Here is a 24,358-nt window from a genome sequence, read left to right on the forward strand (position 1 = left end):
GTCCGGCCCCTCGCCGCCGGGGAGCGGTCGGGCTGTCCCACGATCGGGTGAGATTCACGGCGCGGGGCGCGACGACGCACGCGCCCGCGCTCACCCCGGCCCGTGCCCCGGCCGCGCCGCTCCCCGCCCGCCGCGAGCGCCCTCGACGGGCGCCGGCGCGGCCCGCCCGGCGGGCCCGTCCGGGCGGCGAACGCCGAGGTCATGGGCGCGGCCCGGTCCGCTCCCCGGTGGCGGCCCTGCCGTGAGCCGGGCGGTGACCGGCGGCGAAGCCCGTACGGCCCTGCTGTCCGTGATCGCGGACGCGCACCGGATCCGCCGCCTCGGCAGGGGTTCCGTCCCCGTTCTTCACGCCTCGGAGGTGATTTGCCTTCGTTCGGGGGCCTTGCCACTATGTGGCGCCCGACTGTCAACCCCCAGAACGGAAGCCGGGATTGTCGTGAGTGACGCCTTGCTGCCCTACGCGGTGGGTGCCGCGAAACGAGCCCGGCGGGTGGCGGTGCGGATGCGCCGCCGGGTCGAGCGACTGCACACCGCGCCGGCGTTCGGCGGGGGGATCCCGCCCCGGCCCGCGCTCCGACCGCTCCACCTCTCCGTCCTCGGCGGCCGCACCCTGAACGCCGCCCTGATCGCGCCCCCCGGCACCGAGGTCGTCTCCGCCCGGCTCGAACTCGCCCGCGGCGGCCGCGTCCACCGGCTGCCCCTGGAGCTCGAACCGCAGCCCGACGGCACCCTCCTGCTCGCCGCGACCACGGCCCTCCGCTTCACCGACGCCCCCGCCGACGTCTCGGCCGAAGCCTCCGCCGACGTCCCCGCCGGCACGGACGCCGACACCGGCCCGCGCACCGGGGCCGACGCGGGCACGGGCCCCGGAGCCGGCCTCGCCCTCACCGCCGGTCTGTGGCGCGTCGGCACCGTCCTCACCCGCCCCGGCGGGCAGGAGCAGCGCACCGGCGTCGCCGCCGTGCCGCTCCCCGCGACCGACGGCCCCATCGCCCCCGTCTCGCCCGACCCGGCCGGCGGCGCCCACTTCCGGCTGATGCGCTCGGTCGACGGCTTCGCCGTCCTCAAGGTCCGCGCCCCCGCCCACCAGGCCGAACTCGACACCTTCGCCCTCCGCTGGGACCGGATCACCGTCCGCGGCCGGATCGTCGCCCCGCAGGCCCCGACCGCCGCGTACACCGCCCAGGCGGTCCGCAGGGGCGGCGGCGCCGTCGTCCAGGCCCCGCTGGAGTGGGACGGCGACGCCTTCGCCTTCGACCTGCCGCTCGCCGGCATGGTCTCCGGCCGCAAGGCCCTCCGCTGGGACATCCAGCTACAGCAGGGCCGCACCGGCCTCAAGATCGGCCGCCGGCTCACCGACCTGCGCCGGCGCAACCAGGTGATCCGCACCTCGTTCCGGATCATCGCCCTGGAAGACGGCTCGCTCCTCCGAGTGCATGCCTACATCACCTCGGCCGGGGCGCTCGCCGTCTCCTGCGTCGGGTTCGAAGGCGCCCCCGACGGCGCGGAGGAACGCGTATGAAGATCACCATCCTGCTCACCTGGGGCGACGCCATGGGCGGCACCGAGATGGCCGCCTACACCCAGGCCGTCCAGCTGATGCCGCGCCACGAGGTCGAGATCCTCAGCGTGTTCAGGACGGAGGAGGAGCCGTTCCTGCCGGAGGCGAAGGGGGTGCGCATCCGCTACCTGGTCGACCGCACCGGCCGCTCGCCGCGCCCGGTCCGCCCCTCCACGCTCACCGCGGGCGAGTGCGAGGCGCTCGCCAAACTGCCCAGCGAGCTGATCGCGACCGCCTGGGAGCCCACCTTCGACCGGCTCTCCGACATCGAGATGACCGCCGCCCTCTCCGGCCTCGACGCGGACGTCCTCGTCACCACCACCCCCGCCCTGATGGCCGCCGCGGTGACCCTCGCCCCCGCCCGGGTCGCCGTCGTCCACCAGGAGCACCGGGTCTCCCAGCTGCGCGGCGCCACCGGCGAACCGCTCCTCACCCACGCGCCCCGGCTCGACGCCCTGGTCTCGCTCACCGAGCTGACCACCGACTGGTTCGCGGAGTCGCTCGGCACCGCCGCCCCGCGCCTCGCCACCATCCCCAACGCCATGCCCGAGGGGTACCGGCCGCGCTCCGACCTCGGCTCGAAGACCGTCGTCGTGGCCGGCCGGCTGGTCCCGGAGAAGCAGCTCGACCACGCGATCCAGGCCTTCTCCGACGTCGCCGGCGAGCACCCCGGCTGGACGCTGCGGATCTTCGGCGACGGCCCCCAGCTGGCCGCCCTGCGCCGGCTCGTCGAAGGCCTCGGCGTGCACGACCGGGTCGAACTCGTGGGCCGGAGCCGCCGGATGGCCGAGGAGTGGGCCACCGCGGCGGTCTGCCTGATGCCCTCGCGCGTCGAGTCCTTCGGCCTGGTGATGCTGGAGGCCTTCACCGCGGGCGTCCCGGTCGTCGCGTACGACACCCTCACCGGTCCCTCCCAGATCGTCCGCCACGAGGTGGACGGCCTCCTCGTCCCCGCCGACGACATCGCCTCGCTCGGCGCGGCGCTCTCCCGGCTGATGGGCGACGACGAGCTGCGCGCCGGCTACGGCGCCGCCGCCCGCGCCGGGGCCCGCGAGCGCTTCGCCCCGGAGCTCGTCACCGCCCGCTGGGACGAGCTCTTCACCGCGCTCCACGCCGAGGGCCCGGCCACCCGCGCCGCCGCCCGCGCCGACCGCGCCGCCCACCGGGTCGCGGCCGGCGGCAGCCGCAGCTTCGCCGTCTCCGCACCGATCAGCAGGCTCTCGCCCTCCGCCGACGAGCAGAAGGCCCGCGAGGTCATCCTCCAGGCCAAGGACCCCAAGTCCCTGGTCCGTTCGGCCGGCCGGCTCGCCGAGGTCCGCGACGACGTGCCGTCCTGGCGGATGGGCGAGATCAACCTGGAGCTCACCGCCCAGGCCCTGGAGCGGCACGGCGTCCCCTTCGTCCTGCTCCACGACCCCACCACCGTCAGCCACCGCCTCGCCGTCCGCGAGCCCGACCGGGAGCGCGCGCTGCGCGCCCTCGGCACCGAGCTGCACGGGCGGGCGGTCTACGCCGAGCTGGTCGCCCCCCGCACCGCCGCCCCCGGAGCCCGGCTCGCCGAGACCCTCACCCACGCCCCCGACGTCGCCGGCGTCCGGATCTTCAAGCCGCTCGTCAGCGACAGCCGGACCCTCAGGTACGGGCCGGTGTACGGCTGCGGCGTCGAGTTCTGGTCCGAGGAGGAGGACGGCACCGGCTGGTACACCGCCCCCCGCGGCACCACCCTGGTCGGCCCGCGGCTGCCCTCCCTCGACGGGGACGCGCGGATCACCGTGGGCGGCCGGGAGTACCCGACCCTGCGGGTCTTCACCAAGAAGCTCATGTGGAACGTCGACTTCCCCGTCGACGCCGTCTACACCTGGGTCGACGACACCGACCCCGCGTGGCGGGCCAAGCGCGACGCCGCCCGCCGGGAGCAGGGGCTCGCCGCGGACGACGCCCAGTCCGGCGACGTCCGCTTCCGCAACCGCGACGAGCTGCGCTACTCGCTGCGCTCCCTCGCCGCGCACGCCCCCTGGATCCGGCGGATCTTCCTCGTCACCGACGACCAGACGCCGTCCTGGCTGGACACGGCCCACCCGTCGATCGAGGTGGTCAGCCACCGGGAACTCTTCGCCGACCCGGCGTGGCTGCCCTGCTTCAACTCGCACGCCATCGAGTCGCAGCTCCACCGCATCGAGGGGCTGGCCGAGCACTTCCTCTACGTCAACGACGACGTCTTCTTCGGCCGCCCGCTCGCCCCGAACAAGTTCTTCCAGTCGAACGGCAACTCGCTCTTCTTCCGCTCACCGACCGCCGTCCCGCCCGGCGACGTCACCGAGGAGACCGAGGGCTACTTCGTCGCCGCCAAGAACAACCAGACCCTCCTGGAGGCGGCCTTCGGCCGGATCGCCACCCACGGCTTCCTGCACACCCCGCACCCGCTGCGCCGCAGCGTCCTCGCGGAGATCGCCGAGCGCTGGCCCGAGGAGACCGCCCGAACCGCCGCCGCGCCGTTCCGCGGCCGGGACGACCTGTCGATCACCTCCTCGCTCCACCACCACTACGGCTACCTGACGGGCAAGGCGTCGCCCGGCGGCATCTCCGCCGCCTACACCAACATCGGCGACTACAAGCACCACGTGGCGCTCAGCCGCCTCCTCGCGGCCCGCCACCGGGACGTCATCTGCATCGGCGAGTCGGCGGAGGCGGAGGTGCCGCTGGACGAGCAGGACCGGGTGCTGCGCGCCTTCCTGGAGGCGTACTTCCCGGTGCGCTCGCCGTACGAGAAGGGCTGAGGGAGCCGCGTACGCGTGAGGGGGGCGCGTACGTGTCGGGGCGCGTACGCGTGAGGGGGGCGCCCGGCTCGGGCGCCCCCCTCGTCCCGCGTACCGCTACCGCTTCTCGTACGGGCTCGGGACCGGGAAGTACGCCTCCAGGAACGGGGTGATGAGGTCCTTCTGGCCGCCCGCGTCCTGCTCCGTCGAGACCGTGTCGTTGACGCAGAAGACCGCCCGGTCGCGCTGGGCGAGGAGCCGGCCGAGCCGGGTCTCCGTCCAGGGGTGGGTCAGGTCCAGATACGCGTACGGCAGGTCGTTCGAGGGGACCGCGCGGCCGGTGTGGAAGGCGTAGTAGTGGTGGAGCGAGGAGGCGATCGAGATGTCGTCCACGCTGCGGAAGCGGTTCGCCTCGGTGCGCCGGTACTCGTAGGCGAACTCCGTCTCGATCTCGGCCAGCACGCTGCGCCGCAGCGGATGCGGCATGTGCTTCATCTTCTGCACCAGCACGGAGCCGTACCGCTGCTCGATCAGCCGCCGGTTGTTCTTGCCCGCGGCGGCCACCGGCGGGTCGTCGACGCTGCGCTCGCCCAGCGGTACCAGCGCGGGGGAGGGGAAGAACTTGGTGAGCCCGCTGGCGTGGAAGAAGTCCCGGGGGGTCACCTCGCGGCTGAGCATCACGTCGTCGTTGAGGTAGAGGAAGTGCTCGGCCAGCCCGTCGATGTGGTGCAGCTGCGACTCGATGGCGTGCGAGTTGAAGGTCGGCAGCACCTCGGGGGCGCGGAAGATCTCCTTGTGCGAGACGACCCGCAGACCGGGGACGGTGGTGTCCAGCCAGGCCGGCGTCTGGTCGTCGGTGACCAGGAAGACGGTCCGCACCCAGGGCGCGTAGAGGTGCAGCGAGCGCAGCGAGTAGCGCAGCTCGTCGCGGCTGAGATAGCGGGCCGCGTTCGCCGCCTCCGCGTGATAGCCCTCGCCCGCGTACTCGGCGCGCCGCCGCAGCCACTCCGGGTCCGAGCCGTCCACCCAGGTGTAGACGACGTCGACGGGGAAGGTGACCTGGTCGCTGCGGACGACCGCGGTCTCCGCGCGGGCCGGGACGAGCGGGGCATCGCCGGGGGTGGTCCTGGCGCCGGGCCGGACGTCCGTGAAGTCGGTGAAGCAGGACTCCGGTGCCTCCACCAGCGTGCCCTCGCGGGGGAGGCAGGCGGTGATCCTGCCGGGGCGGGGCGCGGTCAGCTCGCCGTTCTCCTCGCGCCAGAACTCCACGTCGCAGCCGTAGGGATCGCCCAGCTTGAGCTGGTGGGTGGGGTCGGCGCGGTACCAGGTCAGCCGCAGGACGGCGGCGGTACGCAGCCGGTGCCAGGTCGCCGCGGCGAAACCGGGCCGGGAGCCGCCGCCGACCGCGCCGTTCCCGCTCACCGCGCTCGCGTAGCCGGGCTCGCGCCCGCACGCGGCGGCGAGGGCGGCGAGCACGGCGGCCCGGTCCTCCTCGCGCACGGCCACCGCGGAGGAGGTGTCCGACTTGCCGGGGACGCAGAAGTGCGGGACGCCGGCGGCGGCGAGGGCGCCGAGCACCGCGTCCAGATTGGCCCGGCGGGCCCGCAGCGGGGTGATGCCCTCGGCGACGAGCGCCACCTTCGGCTCGCGGCCGACACTGATCACCGTGCGGTCGGGACCGGCGGTGAGCGTCGCGTACCGCCGGGCCAGCCGGTTCAGGCGGAGGCGTTCGGCGGCGGCCGTCCCGCCGGCGATGCGCAGCTTCAGGCGGCGGCGCACATCGGCGTCCAGCTGTGCGACGACGGCCCGTCGCACGCGGTCGGGAACGGCTCGGCGGTAGACCCCCAGCAGCCGGGGTGACTCGGGATTTCGCACTGCTGTTTACTCCTCGAACACGAGCATATGCGGAGAGTGAGCAGTCTCAGTATGCAGCCTCCGAGGGCTCCCCCCAGGGCGCGCGAGCAATGCTCACGCGCCCCCTCGTGGCGCTGTGCGCCTGCGTCGGGACGCAGGCGTTTCGACGCTCCGGCGGGCAGCAGGTACGGTGTATTTCCGCGGTGGATGTCCGCGGTGCTCAGCGACAAGGGATGTGGGGAGAGCATGACGTACCTGATCACCGGTGGTGCCGGTTACATCGGCGCGCACGTGGTCCGGGCCATGACGGCGGCGGGGGAGCGGGTGGTCGTCCTCGACGACCTGTCGACCGGATACGCGCACCGGGTGCCGGAGGGTGTACCGCTCGTCGTCGGTTCCACGCTCGACCGCGAGCTGCTCGACCGGACGCTCGCCGAGCACGGCATCACCGGCGTCGTCCACCTCGCCGCGAAGAAGCAGGTCGGCGAGTCCGTCGAACTGCCGCTGCACTACTACCGCGAGAACATCGTCGGCCTCACCGTCCTCCTGGAAGCGGTCGCCGCCGCCGGCGTGCGCAACTTCCTCTTCTCGTCCTCCGCCGCCGTGTACGGCATGCCGGACGTCGACCTCGTCACCGAGGACACCCCCTGCGCCCCGCTCAGCCCGTACGGCGAGACCAAGCTCGCGGGCGAGTGGCTGGTCCGCGCGGCCGGCCAGGCGCACGGCATCGCGACGGCCTGCCTGCGCTACTTCAACGTGGCCGGCGCGGCCACCCCCGAGCTCGGCGACACCGGTGTCTTCAACCTGGTGCCGATGGTCTTCGAGCGACTCGACGCCGGCGAGGCGCCGCGCGTCTTCGGCGACGACTACGCCACCCCGGACGGCACCTGCATCCGCGACTACATCCACGTCGAGGACCTCGCCGACGCCCATCTCGTCGCCGCCCGCAAGCTCGCCGAGTGGGCCGAGGCCGGCGAGCCGCGCGACCTCACCGTCAACATCGGCCGCGGCGAGGGCGTCTCCGTCACCGAGATGGTCGCCCTGATCAACGAGATCACCGAGCACGCCACCGAGCCCGTCGTCACCCCTCGCCGTCCCGGCGACCCGGCCCGCGTCGTCGCCTCCGCCGACCGCATCGCCGCCGAGCTGGGCTGGAAGGCCCGCTACGACGTCCGCGACATGATCGGCTCCGCCTGGGCCGGCTGGACCGCCCGCCGCGGCGCGAACGTCTGACCCGACAGGATCCCGCACGGCCCCCTCGTACCCGGTGTACGCGGGGGCCGTTCGTCGTGCGGGCGCCTCTCACCCGGTGGGTGTGCGCGGGGGCCGTTCGTCGTGCGGGGTCTCGTGCCCGGTGGGTGTACGCGGGGCCGTTCGTCGTGCGGGCGCCGTCTTTTCGGCATGCGCCGTTCATCTCGCGGCGATCTGATGGGCGCATGCGAGACCAGCTCGGCCAGATCATCCGCTTCGGCGTGGTGGGCGGGATCAACACCGGCACCTTCTTCGGCTGCTACCTGCTGCTCCACCCCTGGATGCCGTACTTCGCCGCGTACACCCTCGCCTTCCTGCTCAGCATGGTGGGCTCCTTCTTCCTCAACACCTACTTCACCTACCGCACCCGCCCCACCTGGAAGAAGTTCGCCCTCTTCCCCCTCACCAACGTCACCAACTACGTGGTGCAGAGCGCCGGCCTGTACGCGCTGGTCAGCTGGGCCGGAATGGACGACCGGATCGCGCCACTCGTGGCCGCCGTCGTCGCCATCCCCTTCACCTACGTGATCTCCCGACGGATCCTCGTGAGCCGAGGGCCCGCACCGGAGGGGGCCGGGGCGCCGGAGCACGACGGCGCTCGAAGGCGAGGCGGGCCTGAGCTCGGCGGCACTGAGCTCGCCGGTCCCGCGCCGGCCCGTCCCGAGCCGGCGGCCCGTCCCGAGCGCGGCGGTCCGGAGGGCGGAATGGAGGAGCGGCGGCCGTCCCGGCTCGCGTAGATTGCCCCTCGCGACCGTGCCGGGAGCGCACGGCGCCGGAAACTGCGAGCGAGGACGGCCCAGGTGGCGACGGAGATGGCGACGGTGCAGCAGGACATGAACCGACAGGACGCGACTCCGCAGCCCTCGACCCCGCCGTCCGTGGCCCGCCCGTTCGTCACCGAGGCGCGCCGCATCGTCGTCAAGGTCGGCTCCTCCTCTCTCACCACCGCCGCCGGCGGCCTCGACGCCGACCGCGTCGACGCCCTCGTCGACGTCCTCGCCAAGGTCCGCAGCGGCGGCGAGAAGGAGATCGTCCTGGTCTCCTCCGGCGCCATCGCCGCGGGCCTCGCCCCGCTCGGCCTCACCCGCCGTCCCAAGGACCTGGCCCGCCAGCAGGCCGCCGCCAGCGTCGGCCAGGGCCTCCTCGTCGCCCGCTACACCGCCTCGTTCGCCCGCTACGGCGTCCGCGTCGGCCAGGTGCTGCTCACCACCGACGACACCAGCCGCCGCGCCCACTACCGCAACGCCTACCGCACCCTCGACCAGCTCCTCGCCATGGGCGCGCTGCCGGTCGTCAACGAGAACGACACCGTCGCCACCGACGAGATCCGCTTCGGCGACAACGACCGGCTCGCCGCCCTCGTCGCCCACCTCGTCCGTGCCGACCTCCTCGTCCTCCTCTCCGACGTCGACGGCCTCTACGACGGCGACCCCGCCAAGCCCGGCACGTCCCGGATCGCCGAGGTCACCGGCCCGGAGTCGATCGCCCACGTCGAGATCGGCTCCGCCGGCAAGGCCGGCGTCGGCACCGGCGGCATGGTCACCAAGGTCGAGGCCGCCCGGATCGCCGCCGCCGCCGGCATCCCCGTCGTCCTCACCTCCGCCAGCCGCGCCGCCGACGCCCTCGCCGGACGCGACACCGGCACGTACTTCCAGCGCACCGGCCGCCGCTCCGCCGACCGCCTCCTCTGGCTCGCCCACGCCTCCACCCCGCAGGGCTCCCTCGCCCTGGACGACGGAGCCGTCCGGGCCGTCGTCGAGGGCAAGAAATCGCTGCTCGCCGCCGGTGTCGCCGCCGTCGAGGGCGACTTCGTCGCCGGTGACCCGGTCGAGCTCCGCGACGGCGCCGGCCGCCCCGTGGCCCGCGGCCTCGTCAACTTCGACGCGAAGGAACTCCCCCGGATGCTGGGCCGCTCCACGCACGAACTCGCCCGGGAGCTCGGCCCCGAGTACGAGCGTGAGGTCGTCCACCGCGACGACCTCGTCGTCCTCGGCTGACATCGTCCGCAACCGTGTGCGGAAGCCCGTGCGGAAGCCCTTGCGAAACCACCGCCGAAACGGCTGAAACTCCTGCCATCCGGAAGGGACCTTTACCAAAACCGCCCCATGCGACGGCTCGGACTGGTCAACTTTGTCTCGGGGGTAATGAGCAACGCGGGGTACAGCACCACACGCATCACACAGGAGGCCGCCGGTGAGACGAGCGCGCCCAGGGGCATCGCCCCGCGGGACGGCCGAACGCGCCCTGACGAGTGTCGAGGCCGGAGCCGACTTCGACGCGGCACAGGACACGGCCACGCAAGGCAAGGGCACAGCAGCCGAGACGGGCACGAGGGACGGCGGCGCGGGGGAGCGCCCGCTGTCCAAGCTGTGGCACGTCACGCTCAGCGTGTCCGGCGTCGAGTCACCGCTGCAGGAGGTACGCCGCGGGCTCGAACAGCTGGCCCACGACCACCCCTTCCTGCTGACGAGCCGCTACGCCAACGACCACGCCGAGATCCGGTACTGGGAGGAGGCCCGCGACCTGCACGACGCGGCGGCCGTCGCGCTCCGGCTCTGGGGCGAGCACCGGCAGACGGCGAAGCTGCCCCCGTGGGAGATCGTCGGCCTGGAGGTCATCGACCGGGAGACCTACCACCAGCGGATCGCGGAAGGCTACGGCCCACCCCCCGCCGCCCCGGTCGGAGTCCACCCCTACTGACCGCACGGCGACACGGGACCCGACGGGCAGGCCCCCCAGCTGTCCTTACCGTCGGAGACCTGACCGCCGGGGACCCGACGGTCCGGCCGCCCTCCTAGCCGTCCGTACGGCCGCACGGGCGCGTCTCGCACTGCGGGATGCGCCCGCCGTACGTGCGGGCGGGACCCGCCCGTGCCAGTACCCTGCGGGCATGACCTCGCTCACGCCCCTCGACAACCTCACCCCGGTCACCCGGGCCGCCTACCGGGCCCGTGGCGCCGCCGCACAGATCGCGCCACTGCCGCGTTCGACCAAGGACGAAGCCCTTCTCGCGATCGCGGACGCCCTCGAAGTCCGCACCGCGGAGATCGTCGAGGCCAACGCCGAGGACATCGCCAAGGCCCGCGAGGCCGGCACCAGCGAGTCGATCATCGACCGGCTCACGCTGACCCCGGAGCGGGTCCGCGCCATCGCCGCCGACGTCCGCCACGTCGCCGCCCTGCCCGACCCGGTCGGCGAGGTCGTCCGCGGCTCGACCCTCCCCAACGGCCTCGACCTCCGCCAGGTCCGCGTCCCCCTCGGCGTCGTCGGCATCATCTACGAGGCCCGGCCCAACGTCACCGTGGACGCCGCCGCCCTCTGCCTCAAGGCCGGCAACGCCGTCCTGCTCCGCGGCTCCTCCTCCGCCTACGCCTCCAACACCGCCCTCGTCACGGTCCTCCGCGACGCCGTCGGCGGCGCGGGCCTGCCCGCCGACGCCATCCAGCTCGTCCCCGGCGAGTCCCGCGACTCCGTCCGCGAGCTGATGCGCGCCCGCGGCCTCGTCGACGTCCTCATCCCGCGCGGCGGAGCCTCTCTCATCCGCACGGTCGTCGAGGAGTCCACCGTCCCGGTCATCGAGACCGGCACCGGCAACTGCCACGTCTACGTCGACGCCACCGCCGACCTCGACATGGCCGTCGACATCCTGATCAACTCCAAGGCCCATCGGGTCAGCGTCTGCAACGCCGCCGAGACCCTCCTCGTCCACCAGGACATCGCCGACGCCTTCCTGCCCCGCGCCCTCGACGCGCTGGCCGCGGCCGGCGTCACCGTCCACGCCGACGAGCGGGTCCTCGCCCACGCCGAGGGCACCAAGGCCACCGTCGTTCCGGCCACCACCGAGGACTGGGAGACCGAGTACCTCTCCCACGACATCGCCGCCGCCGTGGTCGACTCCCTCGACAAGGCCGTCGAGCACATCCGCATGTGGACCTCCGGCCACACCGAGGCCATCGTCACCACCTCGCAGGCCGCCGCCCGCCGCTTCACCCAGCTGGTCGACTCCACCACGGTCGCCGTGAACGCCTCCACCCGCTTCACGGACGGCGGACAGTTCGGCTTCGGCGCGGAGATCGGGATCTCCACCCAGAAGCTCCACGCCCGCGGCCCCATGGGCCTTCCGGAGCTCACCTCCACCAAGTACATCGTCACCGGCGACGGTCACATCCGGTAACACCATCCCGCACACCTCCTTTCGGTACGGGCAGGGAGACTTCGCACTCTCCCTGCCCAAATCCACGGAGCCGGTCTACTCTGAATCCGTGCCGGACGACGTGGGGGGCAGGTCCCCGAACGGCTGGGAGCCCGACGACGAGCGCGGAGGCGCCGACGAGGGCCGCTGGGACGTGGTCTTCGACGAGGAGTTCGTCCGGGCCGCCGCGGTCCACGAACCCTCCGCCGTCGAACGCCTCCTCGCCGCGGCCCAGGCCCGCGCCGAAGCCGAGTCCGCCCGCGCCCGGGCCCTCCGCGCCGCGGGGGACGACGACCTCTACGACGAAGGCCGCGACCCCGTCGGCCTCACCTACGAGCCCGACGACATCGGCGACGACGCCAGCCCCTACGGCCGCCACGGCGGAGCCCTGCGCCCCTACCGGGGCACCGCCCGCTGGCACCGCCCGATCGCCTGGCTCCTCGCCCTGCTGATGGGCATCGGCATGGTCGCCCTCGCGTTCACCGCCGTCTACCGGGGCGCCGCCGCCAACCGGCAGGACCAGCTCCCCCCGGCCTCCACCGGCGTCGACCAGCCCCAACCGGCCCCGCCCGCCGCCTCGCCGGCCGCCGCGCCCCCGGTGCCGGCGCTCACCGGCACCCCGGCCACCGCCGCCGCCCCGCGGGCCACCACCCCGGCGACCGACGGCCGCACGCCCCCGTCGGCCCCCGCCGCCCCCCGCACACCCTGACACCACCCGGACGGCCGTCCCGCCCGCCGGCGCCATCACCCCGACGGCGGAATTCTTCCGAACTTGTCGTGTACCTGGGCGTTTACCGAAGCCCTCGCCGACCTACCCTGAAGGTATGGCAGGGCGTGGCGACCCGCCTGAGGGGAATCCCGAGGGACTCCCCGGCGGTGAGGACGAGTACCGAGCCGTCGTCTTCGACGAGGCGTTCGTCCGCGCTGCCCGCCTCCAGGAGTTCTCCGCCCAGGAACGGATGGGTGAGCACGCGCTCGCCGTCCGCAGCCGCCCCGGCGGCAACGGCCGCCGCCGTGGCTCGGGCCAGGCCCTCATGCTGGTCCTGCTGATCGTCCTCGCCTTCGGCATGGCCGTCTACCTCGGCCTCCGCAACCCCTACCAGCCGCCGGCCGACCAGCGCGCCGAGCCGCTCCGCACCACCGTCGTCCCGCTCGCCCCACAGGGCCCCGTGCCCGGCGGCGACCCCGCCCGGCTTCTCGCCCGCAGTCCGGCCGCCGAGTACCGCGCCGGCGCCGCCGGCATCAACTTCCCCGTCGCCGCCCGTACCACCCACTTCTCCGAGGGTCAGGTCGTCACCGCCCTCAGCATCGCCAGGGAATACCTCGTCGCCTCCTCCCTGAACCCCGACGTCCTCGCGAGCCGGACCGTCCGGCCCGCCCGCCTGCTGCTCGATCCCGACCAGCTCGCCCAGTTCGACCGCAGCGTCGCATCACCCGCCGACGACGGCCGGCACGCCGTCGCCGCCTGGGTGATCCGCTTCGACCCCGCCGAGGTCCGCCTCGCCGAGGCCGCGCCCCGCGTCCAGGGCACCCTCCGCTTCGCCGAGAGCACCCCGGACACCCTGGACGTCACCGCCGACCACACCTTCACCTACGCGCTGCGCCCCGCCGACCGGGCCCCGGGCGACGCCACCGCGGCCTCCCTCTTCACGGTCCACCGCACCTTGCACCTCCGCTTCGACCGCGAGGACCTGCGCATGCACCGGGCCGAGCTGCTGACCAGCACCGTCGAGGCAGGGCCGCAGGCATGCGGCACCGACACCGGGGGCGGCCTCAGCCCGCTCCTGGCCGGCGCCGAGGTCCCGGCGAAGAGCGGACCGGCCCTCACCGACCCTTACGCCACCGGCCGCCCCGCGGCCCCCGCGCTCTGCGGAGCGCTCGCCCCCGCCGCGCAGCCCAGGCCCTGACGCCCGGGCCGCGGTCCGGAGCCGAAGCCCCTGACGCTCGGAGACCGCCGTCTGCTCCGCTGCTCCGCTACTCCGCGGAGTCCTGACCGGAGCCGCCCTTGCCGGTGTCCTCGCCCCGGTCCTTCGGAGCGCCGCCGCCGAACACGTTCCGCAGCCGTCCGCCCAGGTCACCCGCGAGGTCACCGGCCCCTCCGGCTATGTCGCCGACGAGCTTGACCAGCGGATCCTTGCTGTCCTTCACCGTCTGCGCGTAGTGCCCGGCCGACTCCCGGAAGGAGTCCGTGACCGAGGTGTCCTTGTCCTCCGAGCGCTTCGGGTAGTGGCCGTCCATCAGCCGCTGGTAGTCCCGGCTCTCCGACCACTTCTTCAGCTCGGCCGCCCGCACGGTGGTGAACGGGTGCGAGCGAGGCAGCACATTGAGGATCTTCAGGACCGAATCCCGCAGGTCACCGGCCTTCTCGTACTCGTCCGCCTGGGCGAGGAACGCGTCCACGTTCATCTCGTGCAGGTGGTTGCCGCCGGCGAGCTTCATCAGACCCCGCATCGATGCCTGGAGGTCCTGCCCCACCAGCAGGCCGGCCCGGTCGGCCGACAGCTCCGACTTGCGGAACCACTCGCGCAGCGCGGTCACGATCGCCGTCACCGCCATGCTCCCCAGCGGGATCCAGGCCACCTTCAGCGCCACGTTCGTGAGGAAGAGCAGCACCGTCCGGTAGACCGCGTGCCCCGACAGGGCGTGACCGACCTCGTGGCCGACCACCGCCCGCATCTCCTCCTCGTCGAGGAGTTCGACGAGCCCCGTGGTCAGCACGATCACGGGCTCGTCCAGGCCGACGCACATCGCGTTCGGCACCGGGTTCTGCGTGACGTACATCGGCGGGACCTTGTCCAGGTCGAGGATGTGACAGGCGTCCCGCAGCATGTCGTTGAGGTGGGAGAACTGCACGTCGCTCACCCGGACGGAGTCGGAGAGGTAGAGCAGTCGCAGACTGCGCTCGGGCAGCAGTCCGCTGAGCGCCTTGAACACCGTGTCGAACCCGCTCAGCTTCCGCAGCGCCACCAGCGCCGAGCGGTCCGCCGGGTGCTCGTAGGCCCGGGAGGAGATACCGGGGAACCGCTTGCGCTGCCTGCTCGGCACGCCGCCCCGCTGGTCCTCGCCGTGGTTGTCGGTCATGAACGCCCCCTGTCCATCCTTACGAGTCGGTACTCGTCCCCCTGACACGACCCACCCTAGGCGAGGGCGCTACCGTGTGCCGGGGGCCTGTGGACAACTCGGACCCTGTGGACAACGAGGGAGTACGACCTCATGCCGGACATCGCCGCGGCGACCGCCGCCCTCACCGGAACCGCCGCGGCGGCGCAGCAGGGCCCGGGCGACACCCTCCGCATCGTCCTGCTGATCTCCATGGTCGGCGGCGCCCTCCTCGCCTGGTTCCTGCTCCGCGGCTACGGCGGCGACGGGAGCACGGACGGGACCCCCGGCGAGACCACCACCGGCAGGACCGGCACCGACGAGACCGTCGGCGAGGCCGCGGGCGGGACCTCCGGCGCGACGGCCGCACCGCCCTCCGACGCCGCCGCGCGAGGGGCGTCGGGAGACGCCGAGGACGCCAACGCCTGAGTCGGCGTGAGAGAGCCGGGACCGCCCGCATACGATGTGCGCGAAGTCTCCGCTCCCACCCCCGATCGGATAGGTCTGCCGAAGATGAGCCTCCACAGCACCGCCGCCAACCTCGTCACGCTTGCTTCCGAGGGCGCCGAGCACGGTGGCAACCACGACAGCCTCAACCCGTACGTCACGGGCGGCGGCGCCTTCGTCGCGCTGATGCTCCTGCTCTGGATCACCACCCGCTTCAACCGCGACCGCTGAGCCGGACGCCGACCGGGAGACCGCTGATCCGGCGCCCGCCGCCGTGCCAGTAGGCTCTGCACGCATGGGAGAGCAGGAAGTGCCTACTGGCGGCCGCGGCAAGCGCCGCCTCGGCGTGATGGGCGGGACCTTCGACCCGATCCACCACGGACACCTGGTGGCGGCCAGCGAGGTCGCCGCCCTGTTCCACCTGGACGAGGTGGTGTTCGTACCGACCGGCGAACCGTGGCAGAAGAGCCACAAGGCCGTCTCGCCCGCCGAGGACCGCTACCTGATGACGGTCATCGCCACGGCCTCCAACCCGCAGTTCTCGGTCAGCCGCATCGACATCGACCGCGGCGGCGCCACGTACACCATCGACACCCTGAGGGACCTGAGCTCCCTCAACGACGACGCCGACCTCTTCTTCATCACCGGGGCCGACGCGCTCTCGCAGATCCTCACCTGGCGAGACGCGGAGGAGCTCTTCGCCCTCGCCCACTTCATCGGCGTCACCCGGCCGGGCCACGACCTCACCGACGACGGACTGCCCGAGGGCGGAGTCTCCCTCGTCGAGATCCCCGCCCTCGCCATCTCGTCCACCGACTGCCGCGCACGGGTCGCGGAGGGCGACCCCGTCTGGTATCTCGTCCCGGACGGCGTGGTCCGCTACATCGACAAGCGCCAGCTGTACCGCGGCGAGTGAGTCCCGGGGAGGGGCACCGGTGAACGATCAGCAGAACCCGTACGACCCGTACCATCCGCAGCCGCAGATCATCGGCTACGACGCGTACGGGCAGCCGGTGTACCAGCAGCAGGCCCAGGCCCCGCAGCAGGCCGCGTACGACCCCTACGCCGGACAGCAGCAGGCGTACGGCTACGACCCCTACGCCCAGCCCCAGGCCCCGCAGCAGCCCTCGTACGACGCCTACCAGGGCGGCGGGCCCCAGGGGGGCTACGTCCAGCCCTCCTACGACCCGTACGAGACCTACGGCGGCGCCGGGCAGCAGTGGCAGGCCGCCGAGCCCGCGGCGCCCGTCGCGGCCGCCCCCGCGGGCGTCCCCGGCCAGCGGCCCGCCCCCGAGCCGCCGCCCGCCGCCCCCATGACGCCCCGGCGGCCCGTACCCGACGCCGACGAGGACAAGGAGTACCGCACCGAGCAGTTCTCCTTCATCGAGGAGCCCGACGAGGACTCCGAGGACGTCATCGACTGGCTCAAGTTCACCGAGAGCCGGTCGGAGCGGCGCGAGGAGGCCCGCCGGCGTGGCCGCAACCGGGTGATCGCCCTCGTGGTCGTCCTCGTCCTCGCCGTCGTCGGCGGCGTGGGCTACCTGTGGTCGGCCGGCATGCTCCCCGGCACCGGCGACACCGGGAAGCAGGGGCAGAACGCCGCCACCGGCCCGCAGCAGCGCGCCACCATCGTGCTCCACCTCCACGACCTCAAGGGCGGCGGCACCTCCACGGCCCTCCTCGTGGACAACTCCACCACCAAGCAGGGCAGCACCGTCCTGCTGCCCAACGCGCTCGCCGTCGCCGACAGCGAAGGCGCCGCCACCACCCTCGGCAAGTCCGTCGAGGAGGACGGCTCCAGCGGTACCCGCGAATCCCTCGACACCCTCCTCGGCGCCAAGATCGCCGGCACCTGGCGCCTGGACACGCCGTACCTGGAGAACCTCGTCGAGTACCTCGGCGGCATCGAGGTCGACACCGACACGGCCGTCCCCGACCCCAAGGGCAAGAAGGGCGCCGACCCGCTCGTCGCCCAGGGCGAGCAGCAGACCCTCAACGGCCGCGCCGCCGTCGCCTACGCCACCCACCGGGCCGCCGGCGAGGCCGAGGCCAAGCAGCTCCAGCGCTTCGGCCAGGTCGTCAACGGCATGCTCCGCAAGATGCCCAGCGACGCGGCGAACGCCGCGTCCGCCATCGAGTACCTCCAGCAGATCGCCGACCCCTCCCTCCCCGAGAAGGACCTCGCCGCCTCCCTCGCCAAGCTCGCCGAGCACGCCAAGACCGGCGCCTTCAAGACGGCGCTGCTCCCGGTCGGTGAGGACGGCTCGCTCGCCGAGGACGCCGGCGACAGCGTGGTCAAGGACATCCTGGGCGGCAAGGTCACGGCCCTCGACGCCGGCGGAGTGCCGCGGGTCTCGATCAAGGACGGAACGGGCGAGGAGGCCGTCGAGGCGGCCAAGATCGTCCTGATCAACGGCGGCTACGCCTTCGTCGGCGGCACCAAGGCCGAAAGCCGGGCGAAGTCCGAGGTCGTCTACGCCGACGACGCGCAGAAGGCCACGGCCGTCGAGGTCGCCAAGACCCTCGGTCTGCCCGAGGACTCGGTCACCAAGGGCAAGCCCGCCGGCACCGCCGCGGTCACCGTCGTCCTCGGCCGGGACTACGAGATTCCGGGCGCCTCGTAATCGTTTACGGGGTCGTCGGCGGTCCGTGAGACCCTGGAGGGGTACCTGACCGCCGACGAAAGCCTGCTTGTGACCGCCACGGATCGCTCCATCGAGCTCGTCAACGCCGCCGCCCAGGCGGCGGCCGACCGGCTCGCTCACGACATCATCGCGTACGACGTCAGCGACGTGCTGTCGATCACCGACGCCTTCCTGCTCGCCTCCGCGCCCAACGACCGCCAGGTCAAGTCGATCGTCGACGAGATCGAGGAGCGGCTCCAGAAGGAGCTCGGCGCCAAGCCGGTGCGCCGCGAGGGCGACCGCGACGCCCGCTGGATCCTCCTGGACTACGTCGACATCGTCGTCCACGTGCAGCACAGCGAGGAGCGCGTCTTCTACGCCCTCGAGCGGCTGTGGAAGGACTGCCCCGAGCTCCCGCTGCCCGAGGACGCCGTCAAGACCCGCGGCAAGGCCGCCGAGCACGCCGAGCTGACCGGTGCCGACAGGGCGGACGGTGAGCTGAGCTGAGCGCCGCCAAGGGCGGCACCGGCCGCCGTATCGTCCTGTGGCGTCACGGCCAGACGTCCTGGAACCTGGAGCGCCGCTTCCAGGGCTCGACCGACATCGAGCTCACGGAAGCCGGTGTCCACCAGGCCCGCCGGGCCGCCCGGCTGCTCGCCGCCCTCCGCCCCGACGCGATCGTCGCCTCCGACCTGAAGCGAACGGCGGCCACGGCCGCCGAGCTGGCCGCGCTCACCGGACTCGCTGTCGCCCACGACGCCGCGCTGCGCGAGACGTACGCGGGGGAGTGGCAGGGGCTCACGCACGACGAGATCGTCGCGCGCTTCGGCGAGCAGTACGCCGCCTGGAAGCGCGGCGAGCCCGTGCGCAGGGGCGGCGGCGAGCTGGAGACCGAGGTGGCCGACCGGGCCGCCCCGGTGATCCTGGAGCACGCCGACAAGCTCCCGCAGGACGGCACCCTGGTCGTGGTCAGCCACGGCGGCACCATCCGGACCGCCATCGGCCGCCTCCTCGGCCTGGAGCCGCACCACTGGGAGGGCCTCGGCGGCCTCTCGAACTGCTCCTGGTCCGTCCTCGGCCAGGGCGCGCGCGGCTGGCGCCTGATGGAGCACAACGCCGGCTCGCTGCCCGAGCCGGTCCTCGGCGACGACACCTGACACACCCCGGGCGTCCGTGCCCCTGAGCCCGGATTTCACTTTCCGGCAGGTCACCGGCTAAAGTTCTTCTTGTTCGCAGCGCCGAGCGCGAAGAACACGAGGGGCTATAGCTCAGTTGGTAGAGCGCCTGCATGGCATGCAGGAGGTCAGGAGTTCAATTCTCCTTAGCTCCACAGTCACCGGATCCCGTCCCCCTGCAAAGGGGGGGCGGGATCTGTTGTTTTGTCACTTCTGGGCGACCGCCCGGCCATGGCAGAATCGGACGGCCGGAGGGGGAACCAGGTCCGGACGGGAGGGTGGCCTTTGGGTGCGCACAGGCGGAAGTGCGACTGGTGCGGCAGCGGCACGCCCATCGTGCGGGACATGGACCCCGTCAACACCGACTACCAGTACTGGTGCGAGGAGTGCGCGCGGGCGCTGATCATAAAGGGCGACCCGATCGAGACCTACCGCGAGCTCGAGGGGGAGCCGATCTACGGCCGGCTCCTCGACGAGCACTGCACCCTCAAGCGCTTCTACTCCTTCGCCACGGCCTGAGGCTCCCGGACCGCGACGGCCTCCCGGCGGGGGCCCGGGATGTGCGGCCGGCGCGTCGCCCGCCACTGCATCAGCGCGTAGCCGGCGAAGACCGCCGTGGCCGTGAGCGGGTAGACCGCCGACATCAGCATCTGACCCGCGTTCTGGTCGAGTTCGGGACGGCCCGGGTCGTGCGGCACCCACCACAGCGCGAACGAGGCGAAGGCCAGACCGACGGCGCCCGTCGTGAACCACGCGCGCGTGGCGCGGTCGTGCAGCAGGATCAGCAGCGGCACGCACCAGACCCAGTGGTGGGACCAGGAGATCGGGGAGACCATCAGCGCCGTGAACGCGGTGACGATCACGGCCACCGCCTTGTCGCCGCGCACCGCGGCCCGGACCGCGAGCGCCATCGCCGCGCCGCCCAGCAGCACCGCCGCCGCCAGCCACCACAGGCCGGGCGCGTCCGTGTGCATCAGCCGTGCGAGCACCCCGCTGAGCGACTGGTTCGCCGTCTCCTCCTTGTGGCCCACCCGGCCCGTCTCGAACAGCGTCCGGGTCCAGAAGGTCTTCGAGTCCGCCGGCAGCGCCACCACCATGGCCAGCGTCGTGACCAGGAAGGCACCGGTCGCGGTCAGCGCGGTGCGCAGCCACTGGTTCATCCCCCGGTCGCGCCGCCACAGCAGCAGGCCCGCGGCGAGGAGCAGCACCACGAAGAGGCCGGGTGTGAGTTTCACCGCGGTCGCCAGGCCGATGCCGATGCCGGCCCACCGGCTGCCCTCGCGGCGCGTGAGGTCCCACAGCACGGCCACCGCGACCAGCAGGTTGATCTGCCCGTACCGCAGAGTCGTCCACACCGGCTCGCACCAGACGACCACCGCCGCCACCCACAGTGCCGTACGCCACAGGTCGGCCCGGCGCGCCGGCGCGGCGAGCGCCGGGCGGACCAGCTGGAGCGAGAGCCGCACCAGGGCCAGGACGAGCAGGAGGTTCCCCGCCGTCGAGAGCGTCCGCATCAGCGGGACGTCCACCAGGGTCAGCGGCAGGAACAGCACGGCGGCGAAAGGCGGATAGGTCATCGCCAGGTTCGCCGAGGTGGCGCGCATCGCGTACAGATCGCCGCCGGCCCGCAGCGTCTCCGCCTCGGCCCGGTAGACCATCACGTCGAGCATGTTCACGTGGGCGACGCGCTGCGCCACCCAGAAGGCGGCGAAGGAGATCAGGCAGGTCGCCGCGGCGGCGACCAGGGGCCACGGCCGGGCGCGGGACGGGGAAGGCGCGGAGGGGGACACAGGGGGCGACCCTACCCGGAGCCTCCGACAGCACCCGAGAAACGGATTTGGAGTTCTGCCCGGCGGCCGGTTACTGTTCTGTCCGTCGCCGCGAGGAAGGCCCGAGAGGGAACCGGGCGGGGACGATCTTGAGGGGCTATAGCTCAGTTGGTAGAGCGCCTGCATGGCATGCAGGAGGTCAGGAGTTCAATTCTCCTTAGCTCCACAGAAGGCAGACGGGCCATCCATACCGGATGGCTCTCCGCGCTTCTGCGGTACGCTGAACACCGCATATGAGGGGCTATAGCTCAGTTGGTAGAGCGCCTGCATGGCATGCAGGAGGTCAGGAGTTCAATTCTCCTTAGCTCCACAGAAAGAAGCGGGTCATCCACACCGGATGGCCCGCTTCGTCGTTCCCGCCACCCCCTGGACATCGATGCGGCCCGTGTGGGCGCTGCGGTACCCTGGCGCCATGCGTGCCGTACGCCTCCTGCTTATCGAGCCGCGCTGATCAGTCCCGACGGGCGGAAAAGATCCCGTCGGAGTCGGCGCGGCGTCCCCTCCTGTGCGAGGGGATTTTTCATTTCGTGGCAGTTCGTGGCAGTGGGCAGAGACGATCGATGGAGCTTCTAGGACCATGACCGAGATCAACACGGCCGCCGAGACGGCGGCCCCGCATCGCTACACGGCGGCCATGGCCGCCGACATCGAGGCACGCTGGCAGGACGTATGGGACGCCGAGGGCACCTACGAGGCGCCGAACCCCTCCGGTGACCTGGCGGGCGACCCCGAGCTCGCCGCCCGGCCCAAGAAGTTCATCATGGACATGTTCCCGTACCCCTCGGGTGCGGGCCTCCACGTCGGCCACCCGCTCGGCTACATCGCCACGGACGTCTTCGCCCGCCACGCGCGCATGAGCGGCCACAACGTGCTCCACACCCTCGGCTTCGACGCCTTCGGCCTGCCCGCCGAGCAGTACGCCGTGCAGACCGGCACGCACCCGCGCGTGTCCACCGAGGCCAACATGGAGAACATGAAGGCCCAGCTGCGCCGGCTGGGCCTGGGCCACGACAAGCGCCGGTCCTTCGCCACGATCGACCCGGACTACTACAAGTGGACCCAGTGGATCTTCCTGCAGATCTACAACTCCTGGTACGACACCGAGGCCGCCCAGGCCCGCCCGATCGCCGAGCTGATCGAGCAGTTCGAGAACGGCACCCGTGAGATTCCGGGCGCCACGCGCGCGTGGGGCGAGCTGTCCGCCGCCGAGCGCGCCGACGTCCTGGGCGAGTACCGCCTGGCGTACGCCTCCGACGCGCCGGTCAACTGGTGCCCCGGCCTGGGCACCGTCCTCGCCAACGAGGAGGTCACCGCCGACGGCCGCTCCGAGCGCGGCAACTTCCCCGTCTTCAAGGCCAAGCTGCGCCAGTGGAACATGCGCATCACCGCCTACGCGGACCGCCTGCTGGACGACCTCGACGGCCTGGACTGGCCCGAGGCCATCAAGCTGCAGCAGCGCAACTGGATCGGCCGCTCCGAGGGCGCCCGCGTCGACTTCCAGGTCGGCGACACCGGCGCCATCACCGTCTTCACCACCCGCCAGGACACCCTGTTCGGCGCCACCTACATGGTCCTGGCTCCCGAGCACGACCTGGTCGAGAAGATCGTGCCGGCCGAGTGGCCCGAGGGCACCCACGCGGTGTGGACCGGCGGGCACGCCACCCCCGCCGAGGCCGTCGACGCCTACCGCAAGCAGGCCGCGTCCAAGTCCGACGTCGAGCGGCAGGCCGACGCCAAGGAGAAGACCGGCGTCTTCACCGGCGCGTACGCGACCAACCCGGTCAGCGGCGAGCGGGTCCCCGTCTTCATCGCCGACTACGTCCTCATGGGTTACGGCACCGGCGCCATCATGGCCGTCCCCGCCCACGACGCCCGCGACTTCGCCTTCGCCCGCGCCTTCGAGCTGCCGATGCGCTGCGTCGTCGAGCCGAGCGACGACCGCGGCACCGACCCGTCCACCTGGGACGACGCCTTCTCCTCGTACGAGGCGAAGCTGGTCGGCTCCGCCAACGCCGAGATCTCCCTGGACGGCCTGGGTGTCGTCGAGGCCAAGGCGAGGATCACCGACTGGCTGGCCGCCCGCGGCATCGGCGAGGGCACCGTCAACTTCCGCCTCCGCGACTGGCTGTTCAGCCGCCAGCGGTACTGGGGCGAGCCCTTCCCGATCGTCTACGACGAGGACGGCGTCGCCCACGCGCTGCCCGAGTCGATGCTCCCGCTGGAGCTGCCCGAGGTCGAGGACTACTCGCCGCGGACCTTCGACCCGGACGACGCCGACACCCAGCCCGAGACCCCGCTCTCCCGCAACGAGGAGTGGGTCGACGTCACCCTCGACCTGGGCGACGGGCCGAAGAAGTACCGCCGCGAGACCAACACCATGCCCAACTGGGCCGGTTCCTGCTGGTACGAGCTGCGCTACCTGGACCCGCACAACAGCGAGAAGCTTGTCGACCCGGCCATCGAGCAGTACTGGATGGGCCCGCGCGAGGGCATGCCCACCGGCGGTGTCGACCTGTACGTCGGCGGCGCCGAGCACGCGGTGCTGCACCTGCTGTACGCCCGCTTCTGGTCGAAGGTCCTCTTCGACCTGGGCCACGTGTCCTCGGCCGAGCCCTTCCACAAGCTCTACAACCAGGGCATGATCCAGGCCTTCGTCTACCGCGACGCCCGCGGCATCGCCGTGCCGGCCGCCGAGGTGGAGGAGCGCGACGGCGCCTACTGGTACGAGGGCGAGAAGGTCAGCCGCGTCCTCGGCAAGATGGGCAAGTCCCTGAAGAACGCCGTCACGCCGGACGAGATCTGCGGCGAGTACGGTGCCGACACCCTGCGCCTGTACGAGATGGCGATGGGCCCGCTGGACGTCTCCCGTCCGTGGGACACCCGCGCCGTGGTCGGTCAGTACCGCCTGCTCCAGCGACTGTGGCGGAACATCGTCGACGAGGCGACCGGCGAGGTCACCGTCGCCGACACCACGCCCGACGACGACACCCTGCGCGCCCTGCACAAGGCGATCGACGGCGTCTCCCAGGACATGGCCGCGATGCGCTTCAACACCGCCATCGCCAAGATCACCGAGCTGAACAACCACCTCACCAAGGTCGGTGGCCCGCTCTCCCGCCCGGTCGCCGAGCAGCTGGTCCTGCTGGTCGCCCCGCTCGCCCCGCACATCGCGGAGGAGCTGTGGCACCGCCTCGGCCACACCGACTCGGTCGTCCACCAGGACTTCCCGGTCGCCGACCCGGCGTACGTGGTGGACGAGACCGTGACCTGCGTCGTCCAGATCAAGGGCAAGGTCAAGGCCCGCCTGGAGGTCTCCCCGTCGATCTCCGACGCCGACCTGGAGGCGCTGGCACTGGCCGACCCGCACGTCGTCACGGCCCTCGGCGGCGCCGAGATCCGCAAGGTGATCGTGCGCGCCCCGAAGCTGGTGAACATCGTGGCCTGAGTGCCGCGCCGGGATGAGGGGTTTCCCCTACGGGCAGGTTGGGGGTTCCGATGGAACCTCCGGCCTGCCCTTTCCGTTTACGGTGGAAGGACCACAGCCGTGGGACGCCGCCGGAGCCTGAGGAG

General features: G+C 72.6%; 20 protein-coding genes and 3 tRNA genes. 20 read left to right on the forward strand and 3 right to left on the reverse strand.

Features of this window, described 5'->3' with window-relative positions; translation table 11 throughout:
- Positions 1-436 precede the first annotated feature (436 nt).
- The gene (locus ACFYT9_RS01745; RefSeq protein WP_389160265.1) at positions 437-1,522 is read left to right on the forward strand and encodes a hypothetical protein; all 1,086 of its coding nucleotides are present in this window, start codon (positions 437-439) and stop codon (positions 1,520-1,522) included.
- Positions 1,519-4,338 carry a stealth conserved region 3 domain-containing protein gene (locus tag ACFYT9_RS01750; protein WP_389160267.1) on the forward strand — a complete coding sequence of 940 codons (2,820 nt, stop codon included), beginning with the start codon at positions 1,519-1,521 and terminating at the stop codon, positions 4,336-4,338. The genes ACFYT9_RS01745 and ACFYT9_RS01750 overlap by 4 nt, the downstream gene beginning before the upstream one ends.
- 96 nt (positions 4,339-4,434) lie before the next feature.
- Here ACFYT9_RS01750 and ACFYT9_RS01755 read toward each other — a convergent pair whose 3' ends face one another.
- Positions 4,435-6,192 (reverse strand): stealth family protein, encoded by a 1,758-nt coding sequence (locus ACFYT9_RS01755; RefSeq protein ID WP_389160270.1) that lies wholly within the window; start codon positions 6,190-6,192, stop codon positions 4,435-4,437.
- Positions 6,193-6,417: 225 nt separating this feature from the next.
- Between ACFYT9_RS01755 and galE the strand changes: the two genes are divergently transcribed.
- From galE to ACFYT9_RS01790, 7 genes are all read left to right on the forward strand, one after another.
- The gene (gene galE, locus ACFYT9_RS01760) at positions 6,418-7,404 is read left to right on the forward strand and encodes a UDP-glucose 4-epimerase GalE (RefSeq protein WP_376595632.1); all 987 of its coding nucleotides are present in this window, start codon (positions 6,418-6,420) and stop codon (positions 7,402-7,404) included.
- Between the two features lie 203 nt (positions 7,405-7,607).
- Positions 7,608-8,159, forward strand: a complete 552-nt coding sequence (locus ACFYT9_RS01765) for a GtrA family protein (protein WP_389160273.1) — start codon at positions 7,608-7,610, stop codon at positions 8,157-8,159.
- 96 nt (positions 8,160-8,255) lie between these two features.
- Complete coding sequence (gene proB, locus ACFYT9_RS01770; RefSeq protein WP_387270616.1) at positions 8,256-9,419, forward strand: glutamate 5-kinase; 1,164 nt, start codon at positions 8,256-8,258, stop codon at positions 9,417-9,419.
- A gap of 196 nt (positions 9,420-9,615) precedes the next feature.
- Positions 9,616-10,122, forward strand: coding sequence for a hypothetical protein (locus ACFYT9_RS01775; RefSeq protein ID WP_387270603.1), 507 nt, complete (start codon positions 9,616-9,618; stop codon positions 10,120-10,122).
- Positions 10,123-10,312: 190 nt separating this feature from the next.
- A complete protein-coding gene (locus ACFYT9_RS01780) occupies positions 10,313-11,596 on the forward strand; it encodes a glutamate-5-semialdehyde dehydrogenase (RefSeq protein WP_387270601.1) in 1,284 nt (427 codons plus the stop codon).
- A gap of 88 nt (positions 11,597-11,684) precedes the next feature.
- A complete protein-coding gene (locus ACFYT9_RS01785; RefSeq protein WP_376595636.1) occupies positions 11,685-12,323 on the forward strand; it encodes a hypothetical protein in 639 nt (212 codons plus the stop codon).
- 115 nt (positions 12,324-12,438) lie between these two features.
- Positions 12,439-13,521 (forward strand): hypothetical protein, encoded by a 1,083-nt coding sequence (locus ACFYT9_RS01790; RefSeq protein ID WP_387270599.1) that lies wholly within the window; start codon positions 12,439-12,441, stop codon positions 13,519-13,521.
- A gap of 67 nt (positions 13,522-13,588) precedes the next feature.
- Here the strand turns inward: ACFYT9_RS01790 and ACFYT9_RS01795 are convergent, their stop codons facing one another.
- Positions 13,589-14,695 (reverse strand): M48 family metallopeptidase, encoded by a 1,107-nt coding sequence (locus ACFYT9_RS01795; RefSeq protein ID WP_389160277.1) that lies wholly within the window; start codon positions 14,693-14,695, stop codon positions 13,589-13,591.
- Between the two features lie 132 nt (positions 14,696-14,827).
- Here ACFYT9_RS01795 and ACFYT9_RS01800 point away from each other — a divergent pair, with 132 nt between their 5' ends.
- From ACFYT9_RS01800 to ACFYT9_RS01835, 8 genes are all read left to right on the forward strand, one after another.
- Entirely contained in the window at positions 14,828-15,142 is a 315-nt protein-coding gene (locus ACFYT9_RS01800; protein WP_389160627.1) for a hypothetical protein, read from the forward strand.
- An 84-nt stretch (positions 15,143-15,226) separates the two neighbouring features.
- Entirely contained in the window at positions 15,227-15,391 is a 165-nt protein-coding gene (locus tag ACFYT9_RS01805; protein WP_389160279.1) for a hypothetical protein, read from the forward strand.
- Between the two features lie 64 nt (positions 15,392-15,455).
- Positions 15,456-16,076 carry a nicotinate-nucleotide adenylyltransferase gene (gene nadD, locus ACFYT9_RS01810; protein ID WP_376595640.1) on the forward strand — a complete coding sequence of 207 codons (621 nt, stop codon included), beginning with the start codon at positions 15,456-15,458 and terminating at the stop codon, positions 16,074-16,076.
- Between the two features lie 19 nt (positions 16,077-16,095).
- The gene (locus ACFYT9_RS01815; protein ID WP_389160281.1) at positions 16,096-17,784 is read left to right on the forward strand and encodes an LCP family protein; all 1,689 of its coding nucleotides are present in this window, start codon (positions 16,096-16,098) and stop codon (positions 17,782-17,784) included.
- A 69-nt stretch (positions 17,785-17,853) separates the two neighbouring features.
- On the forward strand, positions 17,854-18,291 hold the full coding sequence (rsfS, locus tag ACFYT9_RS01820) for a ribosome silencing factor (RefSeq protein ID WP_360307388.1): 438 nt from the start codon (positions 17,854-17,856) through the stop codon (positions 18,289-18,291).
- A complete protein-coding gene (locus ACFYT9_RS01825) occupies positions 18,288-18,941 on the forward strand; it encodes a histidine phosphatase family protein (protein ID WP_376595674.1) in 654 nt (217 codons plus the stop codon). Before rsfS ends, ACFYT9_RS01825 begins: the two co-directional genes overlap by 4 nt.
- Positions 18,942-19,041: 100 nt before the next feature.
- Positions 19,042-19,114 (forward strand) — tRNA-Ala (locus ACFYT9_RS01830).
- 130 nt (positions 19,115-19,244) lie between these two features.
- Positions 19,245-19,478 carry a hypothetical protein gene (locus ACFYT9_RS01835; protein WP_158987222.1) on the forward strand — a complete coding sequence of 78 codons (234 nt, stop codon included), beginning with the start codon at positions 19,245-19,247 and terminating at the stop codon, positions 19,476-19,478.
- Here ACFYT9_RS01835 and ACFYT9_RS01840 read toward each other — a convergent pair.
- Positions 19,457-20,749, reverse strand: coding sequence for a glycosyltransferase 87 family protein (locus tag ACFYT9_RS01840; RefSeq protein WP_389160284.1), 1,293 nt, complete (start codon positions 20,747-20,749; stop codon positions 19,457-19,459). The genes ACFYT9_RS01835 and ACFYT9_RS01840 overlap by 22 nt on opposite strands.
- Before the next feature lie 132 nt (positions 20,750-20,881).
- Here ACFYT9_RS01840 and ACFYT9_RS01845 point away from each other — a divergent pair.
- The 3 genes from ACFYT9_RS01845 to leuS all read left to right on the forward strand — a co-directional run bounded on the left by ACFYT9_RS01845 (position 20,882) and on the right by leuS (position 24,233).
- Positions 20,882-20,954: transfer RNA gene (locus ACFYT9_RS01845), tRNA-Ala, on the forward strand.
- A gap of 71 nt (positions 20,955-21,025) precedes the next feature.
- A tRNA-Ala gene (locus tag ACFYT9_RS01850) sits at positions 21,026-21,098 on the forward strand.
- 267 nt (positions 21,099-21,365) lie between these two features.
- Positions 21,366-24,233 (forward strand): leucine--tRNA ligase, encoded by a 2,868-nt coding sequence (leuS, locus tag ACFYT9_RS01855; RefSeq protein ID WP_376595643.1) that lies wholly within the window; start codon positions 21,366-21,368, stop codon positions 24,231-24,233.
- Positions 24,234-24,358: the final 125 nt, after the last annotated feature.

The sequence above is a fragment of the Streptomyces sp. NPDC004435 genome, from assembly GCF_042873895.1.
In the GTDB taxonomy this organism is placed as follows: domain Bacteria; phylum Actinomycetota; class Actinomycetes; order Streptomycetales; family Streptomycetaceae; genus Streptomyces.

Excerpts from the sequence above, each read along its gene's own strand:
- ACFYT9_RS01750 (WP_389160267.1), top strand. The coding sequence starts at position 1,519 with ATGAAGATCACCATCCTGCTCACCTGGGGCGACGCCATGGGCGGCACC.
- galE (WP_376595632.1), top strand. The coding sequence starts at position 6,418 with ATGACGTACCTGATCACCGGTGGTGCCGGTTACATCGGCGCGCACGTG.
- ACFYT9_RS01765 (WP_389160273.1), top strand. The coding sequence starts at position 7,608 with ATGCGAGACCAGCTCGGCCAGATCATCCGCTTCGGCGTGGTGGGCGGG.
- proB (WP_387270616.1), top strand. The coding sequence starts at position 8,256 with ATGAACCGACAGGACGCGACTCCGCAGCCCTCGACCCCGCCGTCCGTG.
- ACFYT9_RS01780 (WP_387270601.1), top strand. The coding sequence starts at position 10,313 with ATGACCTCGCTCACGCCCCTCGACAACCTCACCCCGGTCACCCGGGCC.
- ACFYT9_RS01790 (WP_387270599.1), top strand. The coding sequence starts at position 12,439 with ATGGCAGGGCGTGGCGACCCGCCTGAGGGGAATCCCGAGGGACTCCCC.
- ACFYT9_RS01795 (WP_389160277.1), bottom strand. The coding sequence starts at position 14,695 with ATGACCGACAACCACGGCGAGGACCAGCGGGGCGGCGTGCCGAGCAGG.
- ACFYT9_RS01800 (WP_389160627.1), top strand. The coding sequence starts at position 14,828 with ATGCCGGACATCGCCGCGGCGACCGCCGCCCTCACCGGAACCGCCGCG.
- ACFYT9_RS01805 (WP_389160279.1), top strand. The coding sequence starts at position 15,227 with ATGAGCCTCCACAGCACCGCCGCCAACCTCGTCACGCTTGCTTCCGAG.
- nadD (WP_376595640.1), top strand. The coding sequence starts at position 15,456 with ATGGGAGAGCAGGAAGTGCCTACTGGCGGCCGCGGCAAGCGCCGCCTC.
- leuS (WP_376595643.1), top strand. The coding sequence starts at position 21,366 with ATGACCGAGATCAACACGGCCGCCGAGACGGCGGCCCCGCATCGCTAC.